Source organism: Lentzea sp. DG1S-22 (assembly GCF_036321065.1).
Classification (GTDB): domain Bacteria; phylum Actinomycetota; class Actinomycetes; order Mycobacteriales; family Pseudonocardiaceae; genus Lentzea; species Lentzea jiangxiensis.
On sequence record NZ_CP143276.1, the window covers coordinates 4,349,567 to 4,369,077 of the forward strand.

The 19,511-nt window shown below is 70.8% G+C and carries 15 protein-coding genes and 2 pseudogenes; 5 read left to right on the top strand and 12 right to left on the bottom strand.

The features are described 5' to 3' along the window. Positions 1–4: 4 nt before the first annotated feature. Positions 5–1,180, bottom strand: coding sequence for a nitric oxide synthase oxygenase (locus V1227_RS19730; protein ID WP_329787088.1), 1,176 nt, complete (start codon positions 1,178–1,180; stop codon positions 5–7). Between the two features lie 182 nt (positions 1,181–1,362). After that, a complete protein-coding gene (locus tag V1227_RS19735; protein WP_329787089.1) occupies positions 1,363–2,436 on the bottom strand; it encodes an FAD-dependent monooxygenase in 1,074 nt (357 codons plus the stop codon). Between the two features lie 71 nt (positions 2,437–2,507). On the opposite strand from V1227_RS19735, the gene V1227_RS19740 reads away from it, so the two are divergent. The 4 genes from V1227_RS19740 to V1227_RS19755 all read left to right on the top strand — a co-directional run bounded on the left by V1227_RS19740 (position 2,508) and on the right by V1227_RS19755 (position 6,139). Further along, the gene (locus V1227_RS19740; RefSeq protein ID WP_329787090.1) at positions 2,508–3,044 is read left to right on the top strand and encodes a TetR/AcrR family transcriptional regulator; all 537 of its coding nucleotides are present in this window, start codon (positions 2,508–2,510) and stop codon (positions 3,042–3,044) included. Between the two features lie 107 nt (positions 3,045–3,151). Next, on the top strand, positions 3,152–4,711 hold the full coding sequence (locus V1227_RS19745; RefSeq protein WP_329787091.1) for an ABC-F family ATP-binding cassette domain-containing protein: 1,560 nt from the start codon (positions 3,152–3,154) through the stop codon (positions 4,709–4,711). Between the two features lie 31 nt (positions 4,712–4,742). Continuing rightward, positions 4,743–5,951 (top strand): cytochrome P450, encoded by a 1,209-nt coding sequence (locus V1227_RS19750; protein WP_329787092.1) that lies wholly within the window; start codon positions 4,743–4,745, stop codon positions 5,949–5,951. After that, the gene (locus V1227_RS19755; protein WP_329787093.1) at positions 5,948–6,139 is read left to right on the top strand and encodes a ferredoxin; all 192 of its coding nucleotides are present in this window, start codon (positions 5,948–5,950) and stop codon (positions 6,137–6,139) included. Before V1227_RS19750 ends, V1227_RS19755 begins: the two co-directional genes overlap by 4 nt. 396 nt (positions 6,140–6,535) lie before the next feature. Here the strand turns inward: V1227_RS19755 and V1227_RS19760 are convergent, their stop codons facing one another. From V1227_RS19760 to V1227_RS19795, 8 genes and pseudogenes are all read right to left on the bottom strand, one after another. Then, the gene (locus V1227_RS19760; protein WP_329787094.1) at positions 6,536–9,460 is read right to left on the bottom strand and encodes an AfsR/SARP family transcriptional regulator; all 2,925 of its coding nucleotides are present in this window, start codon (positions 9,458–9,460) and stop codon (positions 6,536–6,538) included. A 291-nt stretch (positions 9,461–9,751) separates the two neighbouring features. Continuing rightward, positions 9,752–10,666, bottom strand: a complete 915-nt coding sequence (locus V1227_RS19765; protein WP_329787095.1) for a hypothetical protein — start codon at positions 10,664–10,666, stop codon at positions 9,752–9,754. A 322-nt stretch (positions 10,667–10,988) separates the two neighbouring features. Next, positions 10,989–11,195, bottom strand: coding sequence for a ferredoxin (locus V1227_RS19770; protein ID WP_329787096.1), 207 nt, complete (start codon positions 11,193–11,195; stop codon positions 10,989–10,991). 1 nt (position 11,196) lies between these two features. After that, positions 11,197–12,390, bottom strand: coding sequence for a cytochrome P450 (locus V1227_RS19775; protein ID WP_329787097.1), 1,194 nt, complete (start codon positions 12,388–12,390; stop codon positions 11,197–11,199). Positions 12,391–12,468: 78 nt separating this feature from the next. Beyond that, the gene (locus tag V1227_RS19780) at positions 12,469–13,023 is read right to left on the bottom strand and encodes a TetR/AcrR family transcriptional regulator (protein ID WP_329787098.1); all 555 of its coding nucleotides are present in this window, start codon (positions 13,021–13,023) and stop codon (positions 12,469–12,471) included. Between the two features lie 238 nt (positions 13,024–13,261). Further along, positions 13,262–14,848: pseudogene (locus tag V1227_RS19785) on the bottom strand (glycosyltransferase); the annotation flags it as partial. A gap of 53 nt (positions 14,849–14,901) precedes the next feature. After that, positions 14,902–15,027: a hypothetical protein gene (locus V1227_RS19790; protein ID WP_281199648.1), complete on the bottom strand. Its 126-nt coding sequence runs from the start codon at positions 15,025–15,027 to the stop codon at positions 14,902–14,904. Beyond that, positions 14,996–15,406 (bottom strand): DUF6542 domain-containing protein, encoded by a 411-nt coding sequence (locus V1227_RS19795; RefSeq protein ID WP_329787099.1) that lies wholly within the window; start codon positions 15,404–15,406, stop codon positions 14,996–14,998. The genes V1227_RS19790 and V1227_RS19795 overlap by 32 nt, the downstream gene beginning before the upstream one ends. A 34-nt stretch (positions 15,407–15,440) precedes the next feature. Here V1227_RS19795 and V1227_RS19800 point away from each other — a divergent pair, with 34 nt between their 5' ends. After that, positions 15,441–16,508, top strand: coding sequence for an LCP family protein (locus V1227_RS19800; protein ID WP_329787100.1), 1,068 nt, complete (start codon positions 15,441–15,443; stop codon positions 16,506–16,508). 168 nt (positions 16,509–16,676) lie between these two features. On the opposite strand, the pseudogene V1227_RS19805 reads toward V1227_RS19800, so the two are convergent. After that, positions 16,677–17,239: pseudogene (locus tag V1227_RS19805) on the bottom strand (dihydrofolate reductase family protein). A gap of 73 nt (positions 17,240–17,312) precedes the next feature. After that, entirely contained in the window at positions 17,313–19,502 is a 2,190-nt protein-coding gene (locus tag V1227_RS19810) for an ATP-binding protein (RefSeq protein ID WP_329787101.1), read from the bottom strand. Between the last annotated feature and the right edge of the window lie 9 nt (positions 19,503–19,511).

Below are 19,511 nucleotides of genomic sequence, written 5' to 3' on the forward strand. Positions count from 1 at the left end.
CCCGTCAGTGTGGAACGGGGCAGCCGGAGGGCTTGTCGGCGGGGAAGAAGTTCGGCAGCAGTTCACCCGAGTCGTAGTAGCGGTGGTAGACCGGCGTCAGCCCGCCCGACACGGGTGGCACGATCCAGGACCAGTCGGCGGGGCAGGTACGTCCGGCGGCCTCCTCCTTCTCCAGGTGCGTCAGGAACCTCTTCGACTCGGTGTGGTGGTCCGTGATCGTGACCCCGGCCTCCGCGAACGAGTGCAGGACGGCGCGGTTGAGCTCCACCAGGGCTCGATCGCGCCACAACGTCGCCTCCGACGACATGTCCAGGCCCATCCGCTTGGCGAGGTACGGCAGCAGGTCGTAGCGGTCGTGGTCGGCCAGGTTGCGGGCGCCGATCTCGGTGCCCATGTACCAGCCGTTGAACGGTGCCGACGGGTAGTCGACGCCCCCGATGCGCAGGCGCATGTTGCTGATGGCGGGGACGGCGTGCCACTTCACGCCGAGCGTCTCCAGCCACGGGAGGTCGGGGTGCGACAGCGGGACCTCGAGCACCGCGTCGGCCGGGATCTCGACCAGCGCGGGGTCGTGACCCTCGCAGGAGACCATCAGCGGCAGCACGTCGAACGGGCCGCGGGTGGACGGCGGCTGCCAGCCCCGCTTCACCGCGAGCTCGGTGAGCTCCAGGTTCCGCGCGTCGCCGAGGACGCCGCCGTCCGAACCGCGGTAGGCGGCGTAGCGGATGATCTGCTCGTTGAGGATCCGCGGGGCGTGCGTGCCGGGTTCGGCCGGGGCGAAGACCGTGATGACGGGGCGGATCTTGCCCTTGTTGGTGGCGACGCGCAGGTGCTGCACGCACTCCTTCGCGACGTCGGCAGGGGTCGACGTCTCCCGGAGGTCGCGCACCTTCAAGCTCCGCCAGTACAGGCGGCCGATGCAGCGGGAGCTGTTGCGCCAGGCCACGCGGGCGCCGAAGGTCAGTTCGGCGGCGGTGTGGCGGTAGGTGCCGGTCGCCGCGATCTCGGCGTGCACCTCGGCCAGCCTGGCCTCGACCGGTCCGAGGTCCGGGTGTTCGGCGTGGTGCTGCCGGACGAAGTCCTCGGCCTCGGCGATGTCGATCTCGCCGGTGTTCTCGACCTGCGCCGGGGGAAGCGCCGTGAGGGAACGGGGCAGCACATCAGTCGGGACGGGGGTCATGGCGAGGCACCGTAGTTGCGCTTTCGGGTAGCGGAAACCGCCTCTAGCGCTACGCCATCTGGATCACTGGACCACGTCCGACACGCTCAGCAAATGCTTGATACCGCAACCGGGTGACAATGAGCGCGACAAAGGGTGGTTCTGGACCGTTATCGCGCCGTCATCAAACATTGATCGGTGATCTAGGTCACTGACGGACTCGACCCGTTCGAGTGAACTTCGGCCGGCATCCGCCAAGCGGCGAAACGCGTCATCCCTTTGACGGCCACCGAATGCGGCAGGAGGCGGAAGGCGGAGTTCCGCAACGCCAGGGCGACCGGCGATCGCACCTCGATGCCGAACCTGCCCGCCATCCGCGACCCCTTCCACACCGCTTGCGCGCGTGGCCTCCGCAACGCGTCGTAGCGGGCGAGATCGCCGCCGACGGCCGCCAGCGTCACCGCGTCCTCCAGCGCCATGCACGCTCCCTGCCCCAGGTAGGGCGTCATCGCGTGCGCCGCGTCGCCGAGCAGCGCCACCCGTCCCTTCACGAACGTCGGCAGCAGCGGCAGCTCGTAGATGTCGTGCCTGATCACGTCGGGGGTCGACGCCACGAGGTGGGGCAACGGGTCGTGCCAGCCGGCGAACAGCTCGAGCGGGTCCAACGGCGCCTGAGGGGGCGCCACGGCGGCCATGTACCAGCAGATCCTGCCGTCTCCCAGCGGCAGGATCCCCGCCTCGCGGCCGGGACCGAGCGTCTGCGAGATCGGCAGGTCGTACGGCCCCGGCGCCACCCCGCGCCACGCCGTCGCCCCCGCGTACACCGGTTCCGGCGCGCCGGGCAGCAGTTCCGCGCGCAGCCGGCTGTGGATGCCGTCCGCCGCCACCACGAGGTCCGCGTCCAACTCGTCGGCGCCGGTGACCTCGACGTCGTTGACGAGGATCTCGGACGGCAGGGCGCGCAGCAGGACGCCGTGCAGGTCGGCGCGGTGCATCGCGACGACCCTGTCCTGGCCGACGTCGGGCAGGTGCACGAGCCAGCGCCCGTCGGAGGACCGCACGCCGCCGGACACGCGCGGGGTGCCCAGCCGCCGCACCTCGTCGGCGACGCCCATCCACTCCAGCGCGCGCAACGCGTTGGGCATCACCCCGACACCGGCGCCGATCTCGCCGAAGGACGCCGCACGCTCGTAGACGACGACCTCCCAGCCGACGCGCCGCAACGACACCGCCGCCGCCAGCCCGCCGATGCCGCCACCCACCACGATCGCCTTCATCGCAACCTCCTCTACAGGTGTAGAGGAATCTACACCTGTAGAGTGCGTTCCAGGACGAGATCGGGACCACGATGCGCAAAGACCTCATCACCGACGCCGCGATCCAGCTCGTGGCGGAGCAGGGCATGCGGGGCCTCACCCACCGGGCGGTCGACCGCCGGGCCGGCCTGCCGGAGGGCTCCACCAGCGCGTACTTCCGCACCCGCAAGGCGCTGGTCGAGGGGTTCGTGGAGCGGCTCGCCGCCCAGGAGCGGATCGACACCGCCCTCGACCCGGCCGACGTCGTGGGCAGCATCGCGAGGACGCTCGACAGCTGGCTCGTCGAGCGGAACCGGACGCTCGCCCGGTACGCGGCGATGCTCGAGGCCACGCACCACCCCGAGCTGCGGTCGATCCTGGTCCACTCGCCGCGCGAGCAGGCCACGGCGCTCGCGAAGGCGTTGGGCCACGAGGATCCCGAACGCTCCGGCGCGCACTTCACGGCGTTCCTGGAGGGCCTGCTCTTCTACCGGCTCGTCGGCGGCGGCAGCACGACCGGTCCGGCGCCGGGCACCGAGGAGAGCGTGGCCGACCTGCGCGCCGCCGTCGAAAAGGCGTTGCGGCCGTAGGTACCGTGGGTTTCATGGGATTCGGGTACGGGGTCTTCTACCTCTGATCACGGGCGTGTGCCACCGCGCAACACGTCCTGATTTCGCGTACCCAGAAGAGGATCCCCATGCGTTCGCATGTGCATCTGACGACCCAAGATCTCACCAAGGGCTATGAGGCCGGGCCCGTCGTCGACGGCATCTCACTGACGGTCTCCGCGGGCCAGCGTCTCGGCATCATCGGCGAGAACGGCCGCGGCAAGACCACTCTCCTGCGACTGCTGGCCGAAGACCTCATACCGGACCAGGGAACCGTGACGCGCCACGGTTCGTTGAGCCTCGTGCAACAGGAAATGCCGTTCAACGAAGGCGAAACGGTGGGGGACCTGCTGTCCGAAGCGCTGCACGAGAGCCGTCGAGCACTGTCCGAACTGGACAGTGCGGCGGAACCGTTCGACGAGCAGCGCTACGCCGCCGCCCTGGCGCACGCCGAGGACATCGAGGCGTGGGACGCCGAACGCCGAGCCGACATCGCGCTCAAGGCGCTCGACGCGGACCACGACAGGTCCACGGGGCTGGCCCGGCTCAGCGTGGGGCAGCGCTACCGCGTCCGGCTTGCCTGCCTGCTCGCCGAACGCGCGGACGTCCTGCTGCTCGACGAACCGACCAACCACCTCGACTCGGCCGCGCTGGCGTTCCTCACCGAACGCCTGCAGCAGCACCACGGCGTCGTGGTGCTGGTGAGCCACGACCGCACGTTGCTCGACGAGGTCTGCACCCAGCTGCTCGACCTCGACCCGAGCCCGGACGGCGAGGTGCACCTGCACGGCGGCGGCTACCGGGCCTTCAAGGAGGCCAAGCGCGCCGAACGCCGGCGGTGGGAGCAGCGGTTCGCCCAGGAGGAGGCCGAGCACGACGAACTGGCCGAGAAGGTCGAACGCGCCCAGACGCGGCTGAAGGACGCGTGGCGGCCGCCCAAGGGGGCGTTCAAGCACAAGCGCGGCACGCGTGCCGCGAACAAGATGCGCAACGTCGCCCGCAGGCTCGAGGAGCTGGACGGCCAGCGGGTCGGCGCTCCCCCGCCGCCGTTGCGCTTCACGCCACCCGAACTGGAGGCGAGCGGCGACCTGCTGCACGCCACCCCGCTCACGGTGCCGGGAAGGCTCGAGCTCACCGAGCCGATCTCCCTCGCCGCGGGCGACAGGCTCCTGGTCACCGGCCCGAACGGAGCAGGCAAGTCGACGCTGCTCACCGTGCTCGCCGGCCGGCTCCGGCCGTCGAGCGGCACCGTCCACCACGCCGGCAGGGTCGCGTTGCTGGCGCAGGAGTCGTCGTTCGAGAACGAGGACGCCACCGCGGCGCGGCTGTGCCCGCGGGTGGAGGAACTCGGCCTGCTGCGGGGAAGAGACGTCACGCGGCCGGTCAGCCGGCTCTCCACCGGGCAGCGCAGGCGCCTGGAGCTCGCGATCCTGCTGAGCGGGGGTCCGCACGTGCTGCTGCTCGACGAACCGACCAACCACCTGTCGATCGCCCTGGTCGACGAACTGACGGAGGCGCTCCAGCGGACACCGGCCGCCGTGGCCGTCGCGACCCACGACCGGCAGATGCGGACGGATTTCGCGTCGTGGCGTTCCTTGACCCTGAATTCATCTTCACGGAGTCCTGAATTTTCTGTAGGTTCGGAATAGGTCCTCTGCCGAGCACTGGGAGGTGTGCGAGATGACCGAACTGATCTCCGACGAACTGCCCACGAAGCGCCAGACCCCGTTCGACCCGCCCGCCGAGGTCACCGAGATCCGCGACAAGGCCCGCATCAGCAGGCTGAAGTTCGCCGACGGTCACCTCGGCTGGCTGGTCACCGGCCACCACCAGGTGCGCGAGGTGCTGGGAAGCCCGAAGTTCACGAACGACCCCTCCAAGCACCACATGCTCGACGTCCGGTTCCAGGGCGACGCGCCACCCGAGCGGCGCAAGGTCGAGCCCGGCATGTTCCTGAGCCAGGACCCGCCGGACCACACCCGGCTGCGCAAGATGCTGCAGGGCCAGTTCACCGTCCGGCGGATGAACCAGCTGTCCGAGTGGATCGGCACGATCGTCGACGACCAGCTCAAGCACCTGCGGTCGTTCGACGGCAGGGCGGACCTCGTGAAGGAGTTCGCCCTCCCCGTGCCGTCGCTGGTCATCTGCGCGATGCTCGGCGTGGACTACGAGGAGCGCCACCGGTTCCAGGAGGACACGGCGAAGCTGCTGAGCCTGGAGTCGACGTTCCAGGAGGCCATGGACGCGATGGGGCGCATCCAGGTCTTCATGCGGGAGCTCGTCGCCCGCAAGAAGGAGACGCCCGGCGACGACATGATCAGCGACCTGATCGCCACGGGTGAGCCGACCGACGAGGAGGCGGCGAACATGGCGCTGCTCCTCCTGCTGGCGGGTCACGAGACCACGGCGAACATGCTGGGCATCGGCACGTTCACGCTCCTGCAGCACCCGGACCAGCTGGAGCTCCTGCGCGACGAGCCCGAGATCATTGACAACGCCGTCGAGGAGCTGATGCGCTACCTGTCGATCATCCACTTCGGACCGGTGCGCACCGCGACCGAGGACGTGGAGATCGACGGCCACCTCATCAAGGCGGGCGACACCGTCCTGATGCACGTGCCGGCGGCGAACCGGGACCCGGAGAAGTTCCCCGGCAACCCGGAGGAACTGGACCTGCGCCGCCCGGCGAGCGGCCACGTCGCGTTCGGCCACGGCATCCACCAGTGCCTGGGCCAGCAGCTGGCCCGCATCGAGATGCGGATCGGGTTCTCCAAGCTGTTCCAGGAGTTCCCCGACCTCCGCCTCGACGTGGCACCGCAGGACGTCCCGCTGCGCACCGACATGGGCATCTACGGGGTGCACTCGCTGCCAGTAGCGTGGTCGTCATGAAGATTTCGGTCGACCAGTCGAAGTGCTGCGGATCGGGGATGTGCGTTCTGACCGACCCGGACCTCTTCGACCAGAACGAGGACGACGGCACCGTCGTGCTCCTGCAGGAACACCCGGACGAAGCACACGAGGCCACCGCGAAGGAAGCGGCCGGCCTCTGCCCGGCCGGGGCGATCACGATCAGCTGACCGCCGTCGGTGCCAGGCGACACCAGTGCCCCGTCGCCTGGCACCGACGACCGCTCCGCCCCTGGGCTCGGGCCAGGAACACCGCGCCCGGCTGGTACCCGGACAACGCCGACCCGCGGGGCTGACCCGAAGCCGGAGGCGCTCCTGGCCGCGAGCCGTGAAGCCGAAGCGAGAAAGCCTTGCGCCGCTGGGGAAGCGGTGAACGCGACCACGACGGCGATCGGGGCTTGACTTCGGGTGCGAGCTGCTGCCGTTGCCCGGCTCGGCCGAGCCTTCCAGCTCGGCTTTTCAGGCCGACCCAGCATCTCGCGAGGGACCCGAAGTCAAGCCCCGATCGCAATCGTCGCGAAGCGGCGATGACTCGACCACGCGCGACGCGGGCCCAAGGCAACCACCTCACGAAGTGGCCATCCGCAGCTCCTCCGCCTCAGCCTGGAACCCGGCAGCGGTCAGCGTCTCCTCGGCCAGCCGCCACTGCTCCCGAGCCTCCCGCGCCCGCCCGGCCCGCTCCAGGGCGTTGCCGAACACCCGCAGGGAGCGGCCGAACTCCGGCGGCGACCCCATCTCGCGAGCCGACTCCAGCGCGAGCGACGCCAGCCTCAACGCCTCGTCGGCCGAGTGGGCCATCCCGGACCTCAGCCGCCACACCCAGATCCGGCCCTGCCGGTCGTCGTGCGCCTCGAAGAACTCCCAGGCCTGTTCCAGCTGCTCCTCCGCGGCAGCGTCCGCCCCGGACCGCACCAGCGTGTCCGCGAGGAACAACCGGACGTTCGCCGCCAGGTCCGGGTCGCCGAGCTTCTGCGCGGCCGCCAGCGAAGACCGCAGCAGCGAGACCGAGAGCTCCAGCTCCCCGGTGAACTGGTGCAACCGCCCCAGCTCCAGCGTCGCCATCAGTTCGCTCTGCTCGTCGCCCATCTCGCGGGCGATCAGCCGGGCCCTCTGCAGGTACTCCGACGCCGCGCCCAGCCCGCCGGCCCGCCGTTCGATGGCGCCCAGCGAGCAGAGCACCTCGATCTCGCCGTGCCGGTTCGCGGAGGCGGCGAACCGGGTCATGGCCTCGCGGTGGGCCGAGCGGGCCTCGGCGGACCGGCCGCTCCACTCGTGCATCCAGCCCATGCCGTACCAGGCGTAGGCCTCGCCCCACACGTCCCCGGCTGCGGCGAAACCCTCTTGCGCCGCCTGGAAGTTCTCCGAGGCGGCGGCGTAGTCGTGCATCCGCGCGCGCAGGATTCCGCGCTGCTGGAACAGCATCGGCCTGCGGTCGGCCGGCGCGCACGAGAGGCCCAGGCAGTTGATCTGCTCCCAGTCGTCGAAGCGCGCCCGCAGGTCGCAGAACGCCATCGACCGGATCGCGAGTTCCGCGGCGAGGTCGCCCAGGCCGAGTGCCGCGGCCTGGTTGATCACGGCGTGGACGTTCTGCCACTCCGCGTCGAACCACTCCGCCGCGTCGCCGAGGTCGAACGGTTCCAGCGCGACGGGATCCAGCCGGACGCCCTGGTGCGGCAGCTCCGCGTCCGCGCGCATCGCGAGGTCCAGCCACTGCTCGAACAACGGCCTCAGCGCCACCGCCGGGTCCTCGGTGGCGGTCTCGCGGCCGAAGGCGCGCAGCAGGTCGTGCAGGCGGTACCGCACCTGTCCCAGCGCGTCGCGGCCCGCGTAGTCGACCAGCCTGGCGTCGACCAGCGCCTCGACGTGGTCCTCGGCGTCGTCGGGGTCGAGGCCCAGCAGCGGGGACGCGATCCAGGCCGGGAAGTCCGGGGCGTCCACCAGCGACAGCAACCGGAACGCGGCCCGGTGCGACTCGTCGAGGCCGTCGTAGGACAACGCCAGCGAGGCGCGCACGTCGAGGTCGCCCAGCGAGAGCTCGTCGAAGCGGCGGCGCTCGTCGGACAACCGGCCGGCGAGCTTCGCGAGCTGCCAGTGCGGGCGCGCCACCAGACGGGCCGCCGCCACGCGCAGTGCCAGCGGCAGGTTGCCGCAGTAGGTCGTGATCTCCTGTGCCGCGGCGGGTTCGGCGGCGCAGCGGGCTTCACCGACGGCCGCCCGCAGCAGTGCCAGGGCGTCGGACGGGGGCAGGACGTCCAGCGGCACGACGTGCGCCGCCTCCAGTCCCGCGAGGGCGGCGCGGGAGGTCACCAGCGCGGCCCCGGACGTGGTGCCCGGCAGCAGCGGCCGGACCTGGGCCTCGTTCACCGCGTTGTCCAGCACGACCAGGATCCGCCGGTCCGACAGCAGGTCGCGGTACAGGTCGACGCGGTCGTCCACAGTGGACGGGATGGCACCGCCCGACACGCCGAGGCCGCGCAGCAACCGGTCGAGGGCCGCGGCCGGCTCGACGGGCTTCTGCTCGCCGCCGCGCAGGTTCAGGTACAGCTGGCCGTCCGGGAAGGCGTCGCGCACGGCGTGGGCGCAGTGCACGGCCAGCGAGGTCTTGCCGACACCGCCGGGTCCGGTGATCGTCCACGTCCCGCCGGAGCGCAGCCCGGCGGTGAGGCGCGCGACCTCGTCGGCACGTCCGGAGAAGTCGCCCACCGCCGGCGGCAGCCACGACGGTCCCGCCTGGACGGCGACCGGTGCCGACGAACCCGCGAGGACCTCCATGTGCAGGGCGCGGAGCTCGGCGTTCGGGTCGATGCCGAGCTCGTCGGCGAGCACCTCGCTGGCGCGGCGGTAGACGTCGAGCGCCTGCGCCTGCTGACCGGTGCGGTGCAGGGCGAGCATCAGCTGGTACCAGAACCGTTCGCGCAGCGGGTGTTCCGCGACCAGCGAGCGCAGCTCGTCGACGACCTGGTCGTGCCGGCCGAGCTGCAGTTCGGCGTCGTTGCGGCGCTCCAGCACCTCCCAGCGCTGCTCGTTGAGCCGCTGCACGTCGGTCTGCTCCATCCGCAGCGACGACACCTGGTCGAGCGCCGGTCCGCGCCACAACGCCGCGGCCTCACCCAGGAGCCGGGCCTCGGTCTCGAGGTCGGGCGCGCGCCGGGCCTCGGCGCGCAGGCGCTGGAAGGTCAGCAGGTCGAGCTGGTCGTCGTCGACGTGGATCGAGTAGCCGGTGGGCCACGTGCGCACCAGCTTGCGGTCCGCCAAGTCGTCCAGCGACTGTCTCAACCGCATGACGTAAGTCTGCAGGGTCGCGCGCGCTGCACCCGAAGGCTCTTCGCCCCAAAGGTGTTCCATCAGCTCGTACGTCGACACGGGCGCGTTGGCTTTCATCAACAACGCGGCGAGCAGGACGCGCTGCTTGGCCGAGCGCAGTTCCACGACCCGTCCGTCGTCGATGACCTGCAACGATCCGAGAACCCTGAACCCCCACCGCCGTTGCATGACGCCGATCCTAACCAGCCGGTAACCCGGAGGTGTCAGCGAAATGTCAGCGGGCCGCGTGATGATTCTCGCCCAGGGGGAGAACAACCTCGGCCGCGGCATCGGCGTTGTTCATGGGGGACAACGCCCGGAAACCGGGCAGCACCGGTGCCGCGGCCGACGCGCGGACCGGAGCGGCGCTTTGGCCCCCCAGCGGGGCGCCGCTCCTCCCCGGCGGTGTCGCCGGGGCTCGAAGCCCAACCTCTCCTCGGGCCCCGGTGACGCCTCCACGACGAACAGCGCGGGCACGCCCTACGCGGCGCCCTGCGAGCTCGTCATGAACCTCCCCAGGCTCGACGCCAGCTGGTCCGCGGCCTCGTTGCCCCGCAACCGCGCCGCCTCCTGCTTCAACGGCCGCATGCGGTCGCGGGTGCGCGCCGAGCGGATGCGGCCGGACACCGCGATCGCCTGCTCCCCGACCTCCAGCGCCTGCTCGGGTTCGTTCCGCACCAGGTAGTTCATCGCCAGCGCGGCGAGCCGGAACGACTGGCTGCGCGAGGCGTCCTCGCCCCCGGAGGAGATCGCCCTGGTGAGCAACGGGATCGCCGATCGCGCGTACCTCACGTCGCAGGTGCGCGCGAGCTCCGTGTGCACCATGCCGCCGATCGACACCAGGTCGGCCAGGTCGAAGAACCGCGCCCACGGCGGTGCGTCCTCCGTGCGGGCACGGGCGAACTCGTCCTCGGCGCAGGCGAACTGGCGCAGCGCCTGCCTTTCGGCGCCCAGCTTCGCCAGCGCCCACGCCTCGTTCGCGTGCAGGATGGACATGGCCAGGGTGGAGCCGCTGTCCCGCGCGATGGGCAGTCCTCGGCGGAACGAGGCCAAAGCGTCCTCCGCCAGTTCGTAGTGCAGGTGCACGCGGCCCATCCGGTAGTGGATGTTCGCCTCCAGCGAGCAGTTGCCCGATGCGCGCGCAAGGCCCATCGCACGGCCGAAGTGCAGGTGCGCCGACTCGAGCAGTCCCATGTCGAACGACGCCCAGCCGGCGAGGTTGTGCAGGTCCGCGACCGCGACCTGCAGCCGGTGCGGCACCCTGCTCGCGGAGCCGGCGTCGAGCAGCGGGGCCGCCCAGTTCAACAGTGCGACGCAGGCGTCCCGGCAGGCACCACCGCCGTATTCGTGGTCCAGCGCTCTGAGCGCACTCGTCAACGTTTCGACATGCCGCACGTCGGTTCTGTCCACGCGAGCCGGAAATGCATCGCCGTTGAACATGGTTGGCCCTCCTGACGTGCGTCGGACACCCTCAGCGGAGTTACCCGTTGCACACCGCCGGTACTCACGGCGCCGCCGACACCATCCCGTTGTCAGGCCTGGTCGGGAAGGGGCTTTCGACTCCCGTAGGACACGTCGGCGCGACCGCCACAACGCCGTGGTGGTCGCGCCTACGATTTCGGACGGTCGTGGTGATCGGAAAGGGCCATAAAGGTGTCAGCGGAGGGAAGCTGGACCTATTTCCCGTGACGGCACCTCACCGGAACGGCCGATCAGCTCACTCTTGCAGGGTCACCACCTGGGCGGGGCACCTGTCCACCGCGTCACGAACCCCCGGCAGCAGCTCCGCGGGAGGCTCGGCGATCAGCACGACACCGAGCCCGTCGTCGTCCGACTGGTCGAACACGTCGGGCGCGGCGAGCACGCACTGACCCGATCCGATGCACCTGGCCTGGTCTATCCGGACGATCGCGTTCTGCCCCACGTCACCACACCACCGGGATCTCGGCGGCGCCGTAGGTGATCATGTCGTTGCGGTAGCGCATCTCGGTCACGGGGACCGCCGGGCGCAGGTTCGGGAAACGCTCGAACAACGTCCGCAGCCCGATCTGCAGCTCCGCGCGGGCCAGGTTGGCGCCGAGGCACTGGTGCGGGCCGAACCCGAATCCCAGGTGCGACACGGCATCCCGTTCCAGGTCGAGCTCCTCGGCACGCGGGCACAGCGCCTCGTCGAGGTTCGCCATGAGCGACACGCTCACCCAGTCGCCCGCCTTGATGAGCACGCCGTCGACCTCGACGTCCTCCGTCGCCCTGCGGGTGAGACCCGGCCCGCCGAGCTGCCCGACGGTGTAGCGCATCAGCTCCTCGACGATCACGTCCGCACGGCTCGGATCGCGCCGCAGGACCTCCAGCTGGTCGGGCTTCTCGAACAGGTGCAACGTGAACAGGCCGAGGAAGTTCGACGTGGTCTCGTGGCCGGCGGCGAGCAGCCCGATGCACAGGAAGATCAGCTCTTCCATGCTGAAGTCCGTGTCGTTGGCCATCAGGCCGATCATGTCGTCGGTGGTGCCCGCGGCCTTCTTCTCCGCGACGATCGGCGTGAGCACCTCCGCGAGCTTGGTGGCGTGCGCGAGGTACTCGTCCTTCGAGCCGTTCTTGCCGAACAGGTCGCCGGCCGTGGCCTGGAACAGCTCCTGGTGCTCCGGTGGCACGCCCAGCAGTTCCGCGATCACGAGCGACGGCAGCGGCAGGCACAGCGAGCTGACCAGGTCGGCGGGAGCGCCCTTGGCCTCCATCGCGTCGAGGTGCTCGTCGACGATCTGCTGGATGCGGGGACGCAGCTCGTTCATGCGCTTGACCATGAAGCCGCGCGAGAGAGGACGGCGCAACCGCATGTGCTCGGCGCCGTCGATGCCGTTGATGTTGCCGGGCTGGTCGGGGTCGAGCACCGCCTCGCCCTGGTCCGTGCGCATCTCCGGCTGGCCGCCCTTGCGCGTGCTGAACCGCGGGTCGGAGAGCACCTGCCGGACCCCGGCGTAGCTCGACACCACCCACGCCTCGACACCGTTGGGCCAGAGCATCTTCACCGGCCCGCCGCTGACGGCCTCGGCGAAACCGGTCGGCGGGTGGAGCGGGTGTTCGCGTTCGTGGTGGACCGGGCAGACAGCAGCTTCAGTCACGGGAGTTCCCCTCAATAGAACAGAACTGTTCTTTTGAAACCATGACCGAACGTAGCGCAGTGACTACGATCTGACGAGTTATTTGGTCCTGAAGGTTCCGATCAGCGGTCTCAACAGGCCGTCCACGATGCCGCCGACCACGTCCTGCTCCTCAGAGCGCAGCACGAACGTCGAGATCAGCGCGGTGATGAGGATTCCGGCGTCGAGGTCGCCCGGCAGCTCACCGCGCGCCTTCGCCCGGTCCACCGCGACCTGCAGGTGCAGCGTGTAGGCGCGGTCGATGTGCTTCTCGCGCAGGTACGCGAGATCGGCGTCCTGGCGGCTGCCCTCGAGCAGCCCCAGGAAGATCCCCGCGGTGTCGAACGGCATCGGCTCGCCCCACGCGACGAGGATCCGGCGGACGTCCTCGGCGAACGTGCCCTCGTCGGGCTGCGGCAGCTCGGGCAGGTTCGCCTTCAGCGCGTCGGTGATCAGCCGCGCCTTGGACGGCCAGCGCTGGTAGAGGCTCGCCTTGGACGCGCGGGCCCTGCTCGCGACGAGGTCCATGTTGAACCGGGCGTAGCCGACCTCGGCCAGGACGTGGAGCACGGCGGCGAAGACCTCCTGCTGACGCTCCGGCGCGTCCAGCGGCATGCGACCCAACGCCTCCTCCTCGGCTCAGGTGACGTGCACCGTACCGCCGGGGGCGTCGGCGAGCCGACCCGTGCAGCGCCGTGACCAACGACTGGATCACGACCGCGTACATCAACTGCCGGTAGACGAACTGCTGCAGGGGATACGCCCACAACGGCCGGAGGGACTCGCCGTCGAGCCTCAGCGCGTAGCCCGCGCTCGCGGTCTGGATCAGCAGGAACACCGTCCACACGATCAGTGCGAGAGGCGCGTCCGCGACGAGGAACCCGTACAGCACAAAGAGGTCCATCACCGGAGCGAGCAGTGGCAGCAGCAGGTGGAACGCCAGCAGGTAGAGAAGCCCCAACCGCCCCATCGGCCCCTTCTCGACCAGAGCCCCGCGATGTTTCCACATCGACTGAAAGGTGCCGTACGACCAGCGGTAGCGCTGGCGGAACAGGCCGCGGACGGTTTCCGGCGCCTCGGTCCACGCCCTGGCCTGCAGGCGGTAGGCGACCCGCCAGCCCGCGCGGGTGACCGCCATCGTGAGGTCGGTGTCCTCGGCCAGCGTGTGGCCGCTGACGCCGCCGACGTCGGTGAGCGCGGCCCTGCGGAACGCCCCGACCGCGCCCGGCACCGTCGGGATGCACCGCAGCGCGTGCAGGATCTGGCGGTCCAGGTTGGACCCCGCGCAGTACTCCAGGTGCTGCCAGCGCCCGAGCAGACCACGCCGGTTGCCGACCTTGGCGTTGCCGGAGACCGAGCCGACACCGCTGTCCGCGAACGGCTGCACGAGCTGGCCGATCGTGCCCGGTTCGAAGATCGTGTCGCCGTCCACGAGCACCAGCAGGTCGTGCTTCGCCTCGCGCACCCCGGCGTTGAGCGCCGCGGGTTTGCCCCGGTTGCTCTGCCGGACGACCGTGACGCCGGGCAGGGCCAGCTCCCGCGCGCGGTCCGCGGTGCCGTCGGTCGAGCCGTCGTCGACCACGACCACCTCGACATCGGCGAGGTGGTCGTTCGCGGCGATGGACCGCACCGTGGCGGCGATGTTCAACGCCTCGTTGTACGCGGGGACCACCACCGAGACCGGTGGCGCGAACCACGGCGGCGGTTCCAGCTCGCTCTCGCGCCGCAGCCTGCGGTCGGTGTGCGCGAGGCCGAGCTGCAGGAGCGTGCGCAGGATGCCGAGCAGGGCGGCGATCGCGATGGCCGTGCCGAACACGAGGAGCACGACGCCGCCGTTGCGCTGCGACCACGTGGTGACGGCGCCGGTGAACCGTTCGCGGGCACCGGCGGGAACCGGCTGGTCGTCGGTGACCGTGACGAACCGGTAGCCCGGCGTCCGCGCGAGCTCGCGGGCGATGTCCGCGCCGATGCTGCCGTCGTCGTGCAGGCGGACGACGCCTCCCCTGTCCCGCAACGACATCCGCACCAGCGTGCCCATGTCCTGGAAGTCGCGGTCACCGCTGTCGACCTCGGCGGGAGCGCCGGCGAGCGGCACGTGGACGCCCAGCGCGTCGGCGAGCGCGGCCTGCGCGAACGCGAGGTTCAGCGGACCGGTGTGGTCGCCCTCGGTGCGGAAGCCGTCGATGCCGATCTGGTGCCCCTCCGCGGCGATGCGGCGGGTCAGCTCCGGGTTGCGGGTGACCTGCGCGCCGACGACGAAGAAGGTGGCCCTGATGTCCGCCTCGCGCAACACGTCCAGCACGCGCGGTGTCCACTTCGGATCGGGTCCGCCGTGGAACGCCAGCGCGACGGTGCCTTCCGGGAGATCACGGCGTTCGCCGGCGTGCCGCACCGGCTCGGGCCTGACCGCGGTGTGGGCGTGGAAGGTCATCACGCCCATCAGCACGAGCAGGCCGAGCAGGATGGAGAGCCAGTGCAGCCGCGGCGGCCGCCTCACCACGCTCCCAGCAGGGTGCCGCCGACGACCGCGGCGAACACGATGAGTCCACTCGCGACGGTCAGGCTGATCAGCCGCGCCGCTACCCGTCTACCGCCGTTGCCGTCGACGAAGACCTGCATTTCCCTCTTCCCCCAGAACGATGCGGACGGTCGCGACCACGAGGGCCGCGCCGGCCGATGCGGCGAGCCACGGGAACCCGGTGACGAGCCACGGGACCGCGTCCGCGACGAACTCCCTGCCGCTGCCCCACGACGACTGCCTGAGCGACTGACGCCGCCAAGCCGCGTTGCCGACCGCGACGACCACGAAAACGACCGGTGGCGCCGGTGCCACCGTCCACAACCCCACCCTGCGGACGAGCGCCGAGGACACGACCGCACCCGCGACCAGCCAGACGCCGAACGCCCAGCCGAGCTCGTCACCGCCGGCCCAGATCCCCGTTTGCGCGAACACCGCCAGCACCGCGAGCGCCGCGAGACTGGGCAGCTCAACCCCCATGATCACCTAGAATAGTCGAGGGGGTGTCTTGTTCATGCAACCACGTGGCGGCTATCACCGCACCACGGTCCTGGTCCTGCTGCGCACGGCCTGGTCGGTCGTGTGCGCGATCGTGCTCGTGGTCTCGGCAGTCGCGTGGTCGACGGTGTCCACGATCTCGACCGGGGTCGAGCGGTCGTACGCGATCCCGGACGACGCACCCCGCTCGGAGTCCGGCCGCAACATCCTGATCATGGGTCTCACGACCCGCCTCGACCTGCACGGCGAACCGCTGCCCGACGACGTGCTGCGCCGCATGCAGGCGGGCGAGAGCGACCGCGGCGGCTACAACGCGAACACGCTGATCCTCCTGCGCATCCCCGATTCCGGCCCCGCCGTCGCGATGTCGGTGCCGCGCGACAACCTCGTGCCGCTGTCGTCGGGAGGCGAGGGCAAGATCAAGGAGGCCTACGGCCGGGCCAAGATCGTCGAGGAGGACCGGCTGCGCGCCGCCGGGACGCACGACAGGCGGGCGCTGGAACGAGCGGGCCGTGAAGCCGGGCGCCGCGCGCAGGTGCGGACGGTGTCGGCGTTCCTCGACCAGCCCGTCGACCACCTCGTCGAGATCTCGCTGATCGGGTTCTTCCACATCGCCGAAGGGCTCGGCGGCGTGGACGTGTGCCTGCGCGGGCCGGCGAAGGACCCGTTGTCCGGCGCGGACTTCCCCGCCGGCCCGCAGCACCTCGACGCCGGCCAGGCGCTGTCGTTCGTGCGGCAGCGGCACGGCCTGCCGAACGGCGACCTCGACCGCACCCGGCGGCAGCAGGCGTTCCTGTCCGCCGTGGCGAAGCGGCTCGAGGGCGCGGACGTGACGGCGGTGCAGGCGATGGTCGACATGGCGAAGCAGGACGTCGTGCTGGACGCCCGGTTCGACCTCGTGGAGTTCGCGCGGAACATCCCGGCGGAGGTGCGGTTCGACACGCTGCCGATCGAGGGCGGCGCGCACCTCGGCGGGCTCGACGTGAACAAGGTCGACCAGGAGAAGGTGCGGGCGAAGGTGACGGAGCTGGCTAGCGCCCCGCCTCCCCCGCCGCCGAACGACGGCGTCCCCTGCGTCGATTAGGGCCTGTGCCGAAGTCCCGTTCGATGAGAGTCGCGCCTGAGGTGGTTCCTGGCGGTGCGGCCGACTGACCCGCATACCGGTGTTGTATGTGGGTCAGTCGGCCGTGCCCCGGGGGCCGCCTCCGGCCCGGCTATCGCGAACATGGACTTCGACACAGGCCCTAGGCGCTCAACGCCTCTCGTACCTGGTCAGGACCACCCCGCCGGGGAACGTCCGCGTCTGCACCAGGTCCAGCTCCACCCGGCCGTCCAGCGCGGGGAAGAACGGCTTGCCACCGCCGAGGAGGACCGGGTGCGTGACGACCTCGTACTCGTCGACCAGCCCGGCCCTCATGGCCGCCGCGGCCAGCGCCGCACCACCGACCCTCATCGGGCCGCCGTCCCCGGCCTTGAGGCGGGTGATCTCGGCGATCGCGTCACCGGTCACCACGCGGGTGTTCCCCCGGCCTCACCGGTCGTCGTGGACGAGAACAGCACCTTCGGCGTGTCCCGCCAGTTCCGCGCGAACGCGGCCTGCGCCGGTGTGGCGTCCGGCCGCTGGTCGCCCGTCGGCCAGTGGGAGCTCATCATCTCCCACAGCCCGCGTCCGTACAGGAACACCTCGATCGCCTGCTCCCGCTCGAGCCACCACTCGAACAGCTCGTCGCTCGACACGCCCCAGCCGACGTCGCCGCTCGCGTCGGCGATGTGGCCGTCGAGGCTCAGGTTCATGCCGTAGACCAGTTTCCGCATGGTGCGATCCTCCCGTCAGTCGTCCTGGAAGTGGGACAGGCGCGACGCGGGGAACTCATCGGTGCGGACGGTCTCAGTTGCGGCGTTCGGTCACCCAGGTCGCGATCTGGGCGCGGGAGGTGAACCCGAGCTTCTGCAGGATCCGCTCGACGTGCCCCTCGGCGGTCCTGCGGGCGATCACGAGCCTGGCCGCGATCTCCTTGTTCGACATGCCCCCGGCGATCAGGTCTGCCACCTGCTGCTCGCGCCGCGTCAACGGCGTGGGGGTGGCGGCCGGGGCGGGGTCCTCCGCCTGTTCCTCGCCGATGGCGAACGCGACGGCGTCCTCCAGTTCGAGGTCCATGCCCTTGCGGAAGACCGCGCGGAACTCCTGCTCCCCCAGCGCGGACACCGACATCGACTCGCACTCGCCGTGCGGGGCGCCGAAGTAGCGCGAACCGAACATCGGGTAGCCGACCGACTGCCAGATCTCGTTGGTGGCGCCCAACAACGTCGTCGCGCGCACCGCGTCGCCCTGCGACGCCGAGATCCAGGCCAGCACCTCGATCGCGAGCACGATGCCCAGCAGGTCGTGGAACGAGCGCTTGATCCGCAGGCACTCCCTGCCGAGCCGGTCGGCGCGCGCGAGGTCGCCGCTCACCCACGCGCACAGCGCCAGCACCCAGATCGCGTAGGCCTGCGCCCACAGCTCGCCGTGTTCCTCGCCGACGGCCCTGGCCTCGGTGCAGAGCCGTTCCGCCGCGTCGAAGTCGTGCCGGAACGTCGCCGAGATCGCCAGTTCGACGCCGGCGAGCATGGTGTGGCTGTTGACCGTGCCCTGACCGCGGTACAGGCGCCTGGCCTCCTCGAACAGGCTCTCCGCGAGGTCGAGGTCGTCGCCGACGAGGTGCGTGCAGGCGAGGCGGTGCGTCGAGTAGGCGAGCGCGGACGCGTCCCCGGCCTCGAGGGCGTACTCCCGGCACTCGTCGAGCATCCTCGTCGAGGCGGGGATGTCGCCCTGCAGCGTCGCGACGTACCCGTTGACCCACAACGCCTTCGCCCGCGACGGGCCCGGTTTCGCGCTCGCCACGGCGCGGTCGAGCCAGTAGCGGCCCTCGCCGAGCATGCCGCAGCCCGCCCAGTAGAACCACAGCGTGCCGGCGAGGTGCACGCACTGGTCGCCGTCCTGCTCGAAGCAGAAGTCGAGGGCGCAGCGCAGGTTCGCGTGCTCCAGCCGGGTGAGCGTGAAGATCTGCGGCTGGGCCGGGCCGAACCACTCCTGCTCGCGCCGCTCGGCCCACTCGATGAAGTGGTCCCGGTGCCGTTCCCGCACGACCTGCTCCCGGCCGGCGGCGCGCAGTTTCTCGAGACCGTACCGGCGCAACGGTTCCAGCAGCCGGAAGCGGGTGCCGGACGGGTGCTGCTCGGAGACGACGACCGACTTGTCGACCAGACCCATCAACGACTGCAGGACGTCCTCGGGTGCCACGCTGTCGCCCGAGCAGACCCGTTCGGCGGCCTGCAGGTCGAACGTGCCGGCGAACACCGACGCCCGCGCCCACAGGACCTGCTCGGCCCGCGTGCAGAGGTGGAAGCTCCAGTCCACGGCGGCGTGCAGCGTGTGGTGGCGCGGGTCGCCGCCGCGCTTGCCGTCCGCGAGCACCCGGAACGTGTCGTCCAACCTGGACAGCAGGTGGTCGAGGGACAGCACGCGCAGCCGGACGGCGGCCAGCTCGATCGCCAGCGGGATTCCACCCAGGAGAGCGCAGATCTGCTCCACCCCGGCGCGGTTGCGCGCGTCGAGCGCGAAACCGGGTTCGACGGCGGTGGCCCGGTCGGCGAACAGCGCCAGCGCCGGTTCCCGCGGCAGCGGCGTGACCTGCCAGAGGTGTTCGCCGTCGACGCCGAGGCGTTCGCGGCTGGTGACGAGCACGCGCAGGCCGGGAACACCGCGCAGCAACGCGCTCACCAGGTCGGCGGTGGCTTCGACGACGTGCTCGCAGTTGTCCAGGACCATCAGCATCTGGCGGTCGCGCAGGTGTTCCACCAGGACGGTGCGGTGCCGGCGGACGGTGTCGTCGTGGACGCCCAGCTGCTCGAGCACCGAGTGCACGACCAGGTCCGGCTCGGTGACGCCGCCCAGGTCGACGAACCACACCCCGTCGCGGAACGCCCGGCTGGTCTCGCCGCCGACGCGCAGCGCGAGCCTCGTCTTGCCCACGCCGCCGACGCCCGTGAGCGTGACGAGGCGGGACTCGGACAGCAGCCTCCTGACCTCGGCCACGTCCTGCCT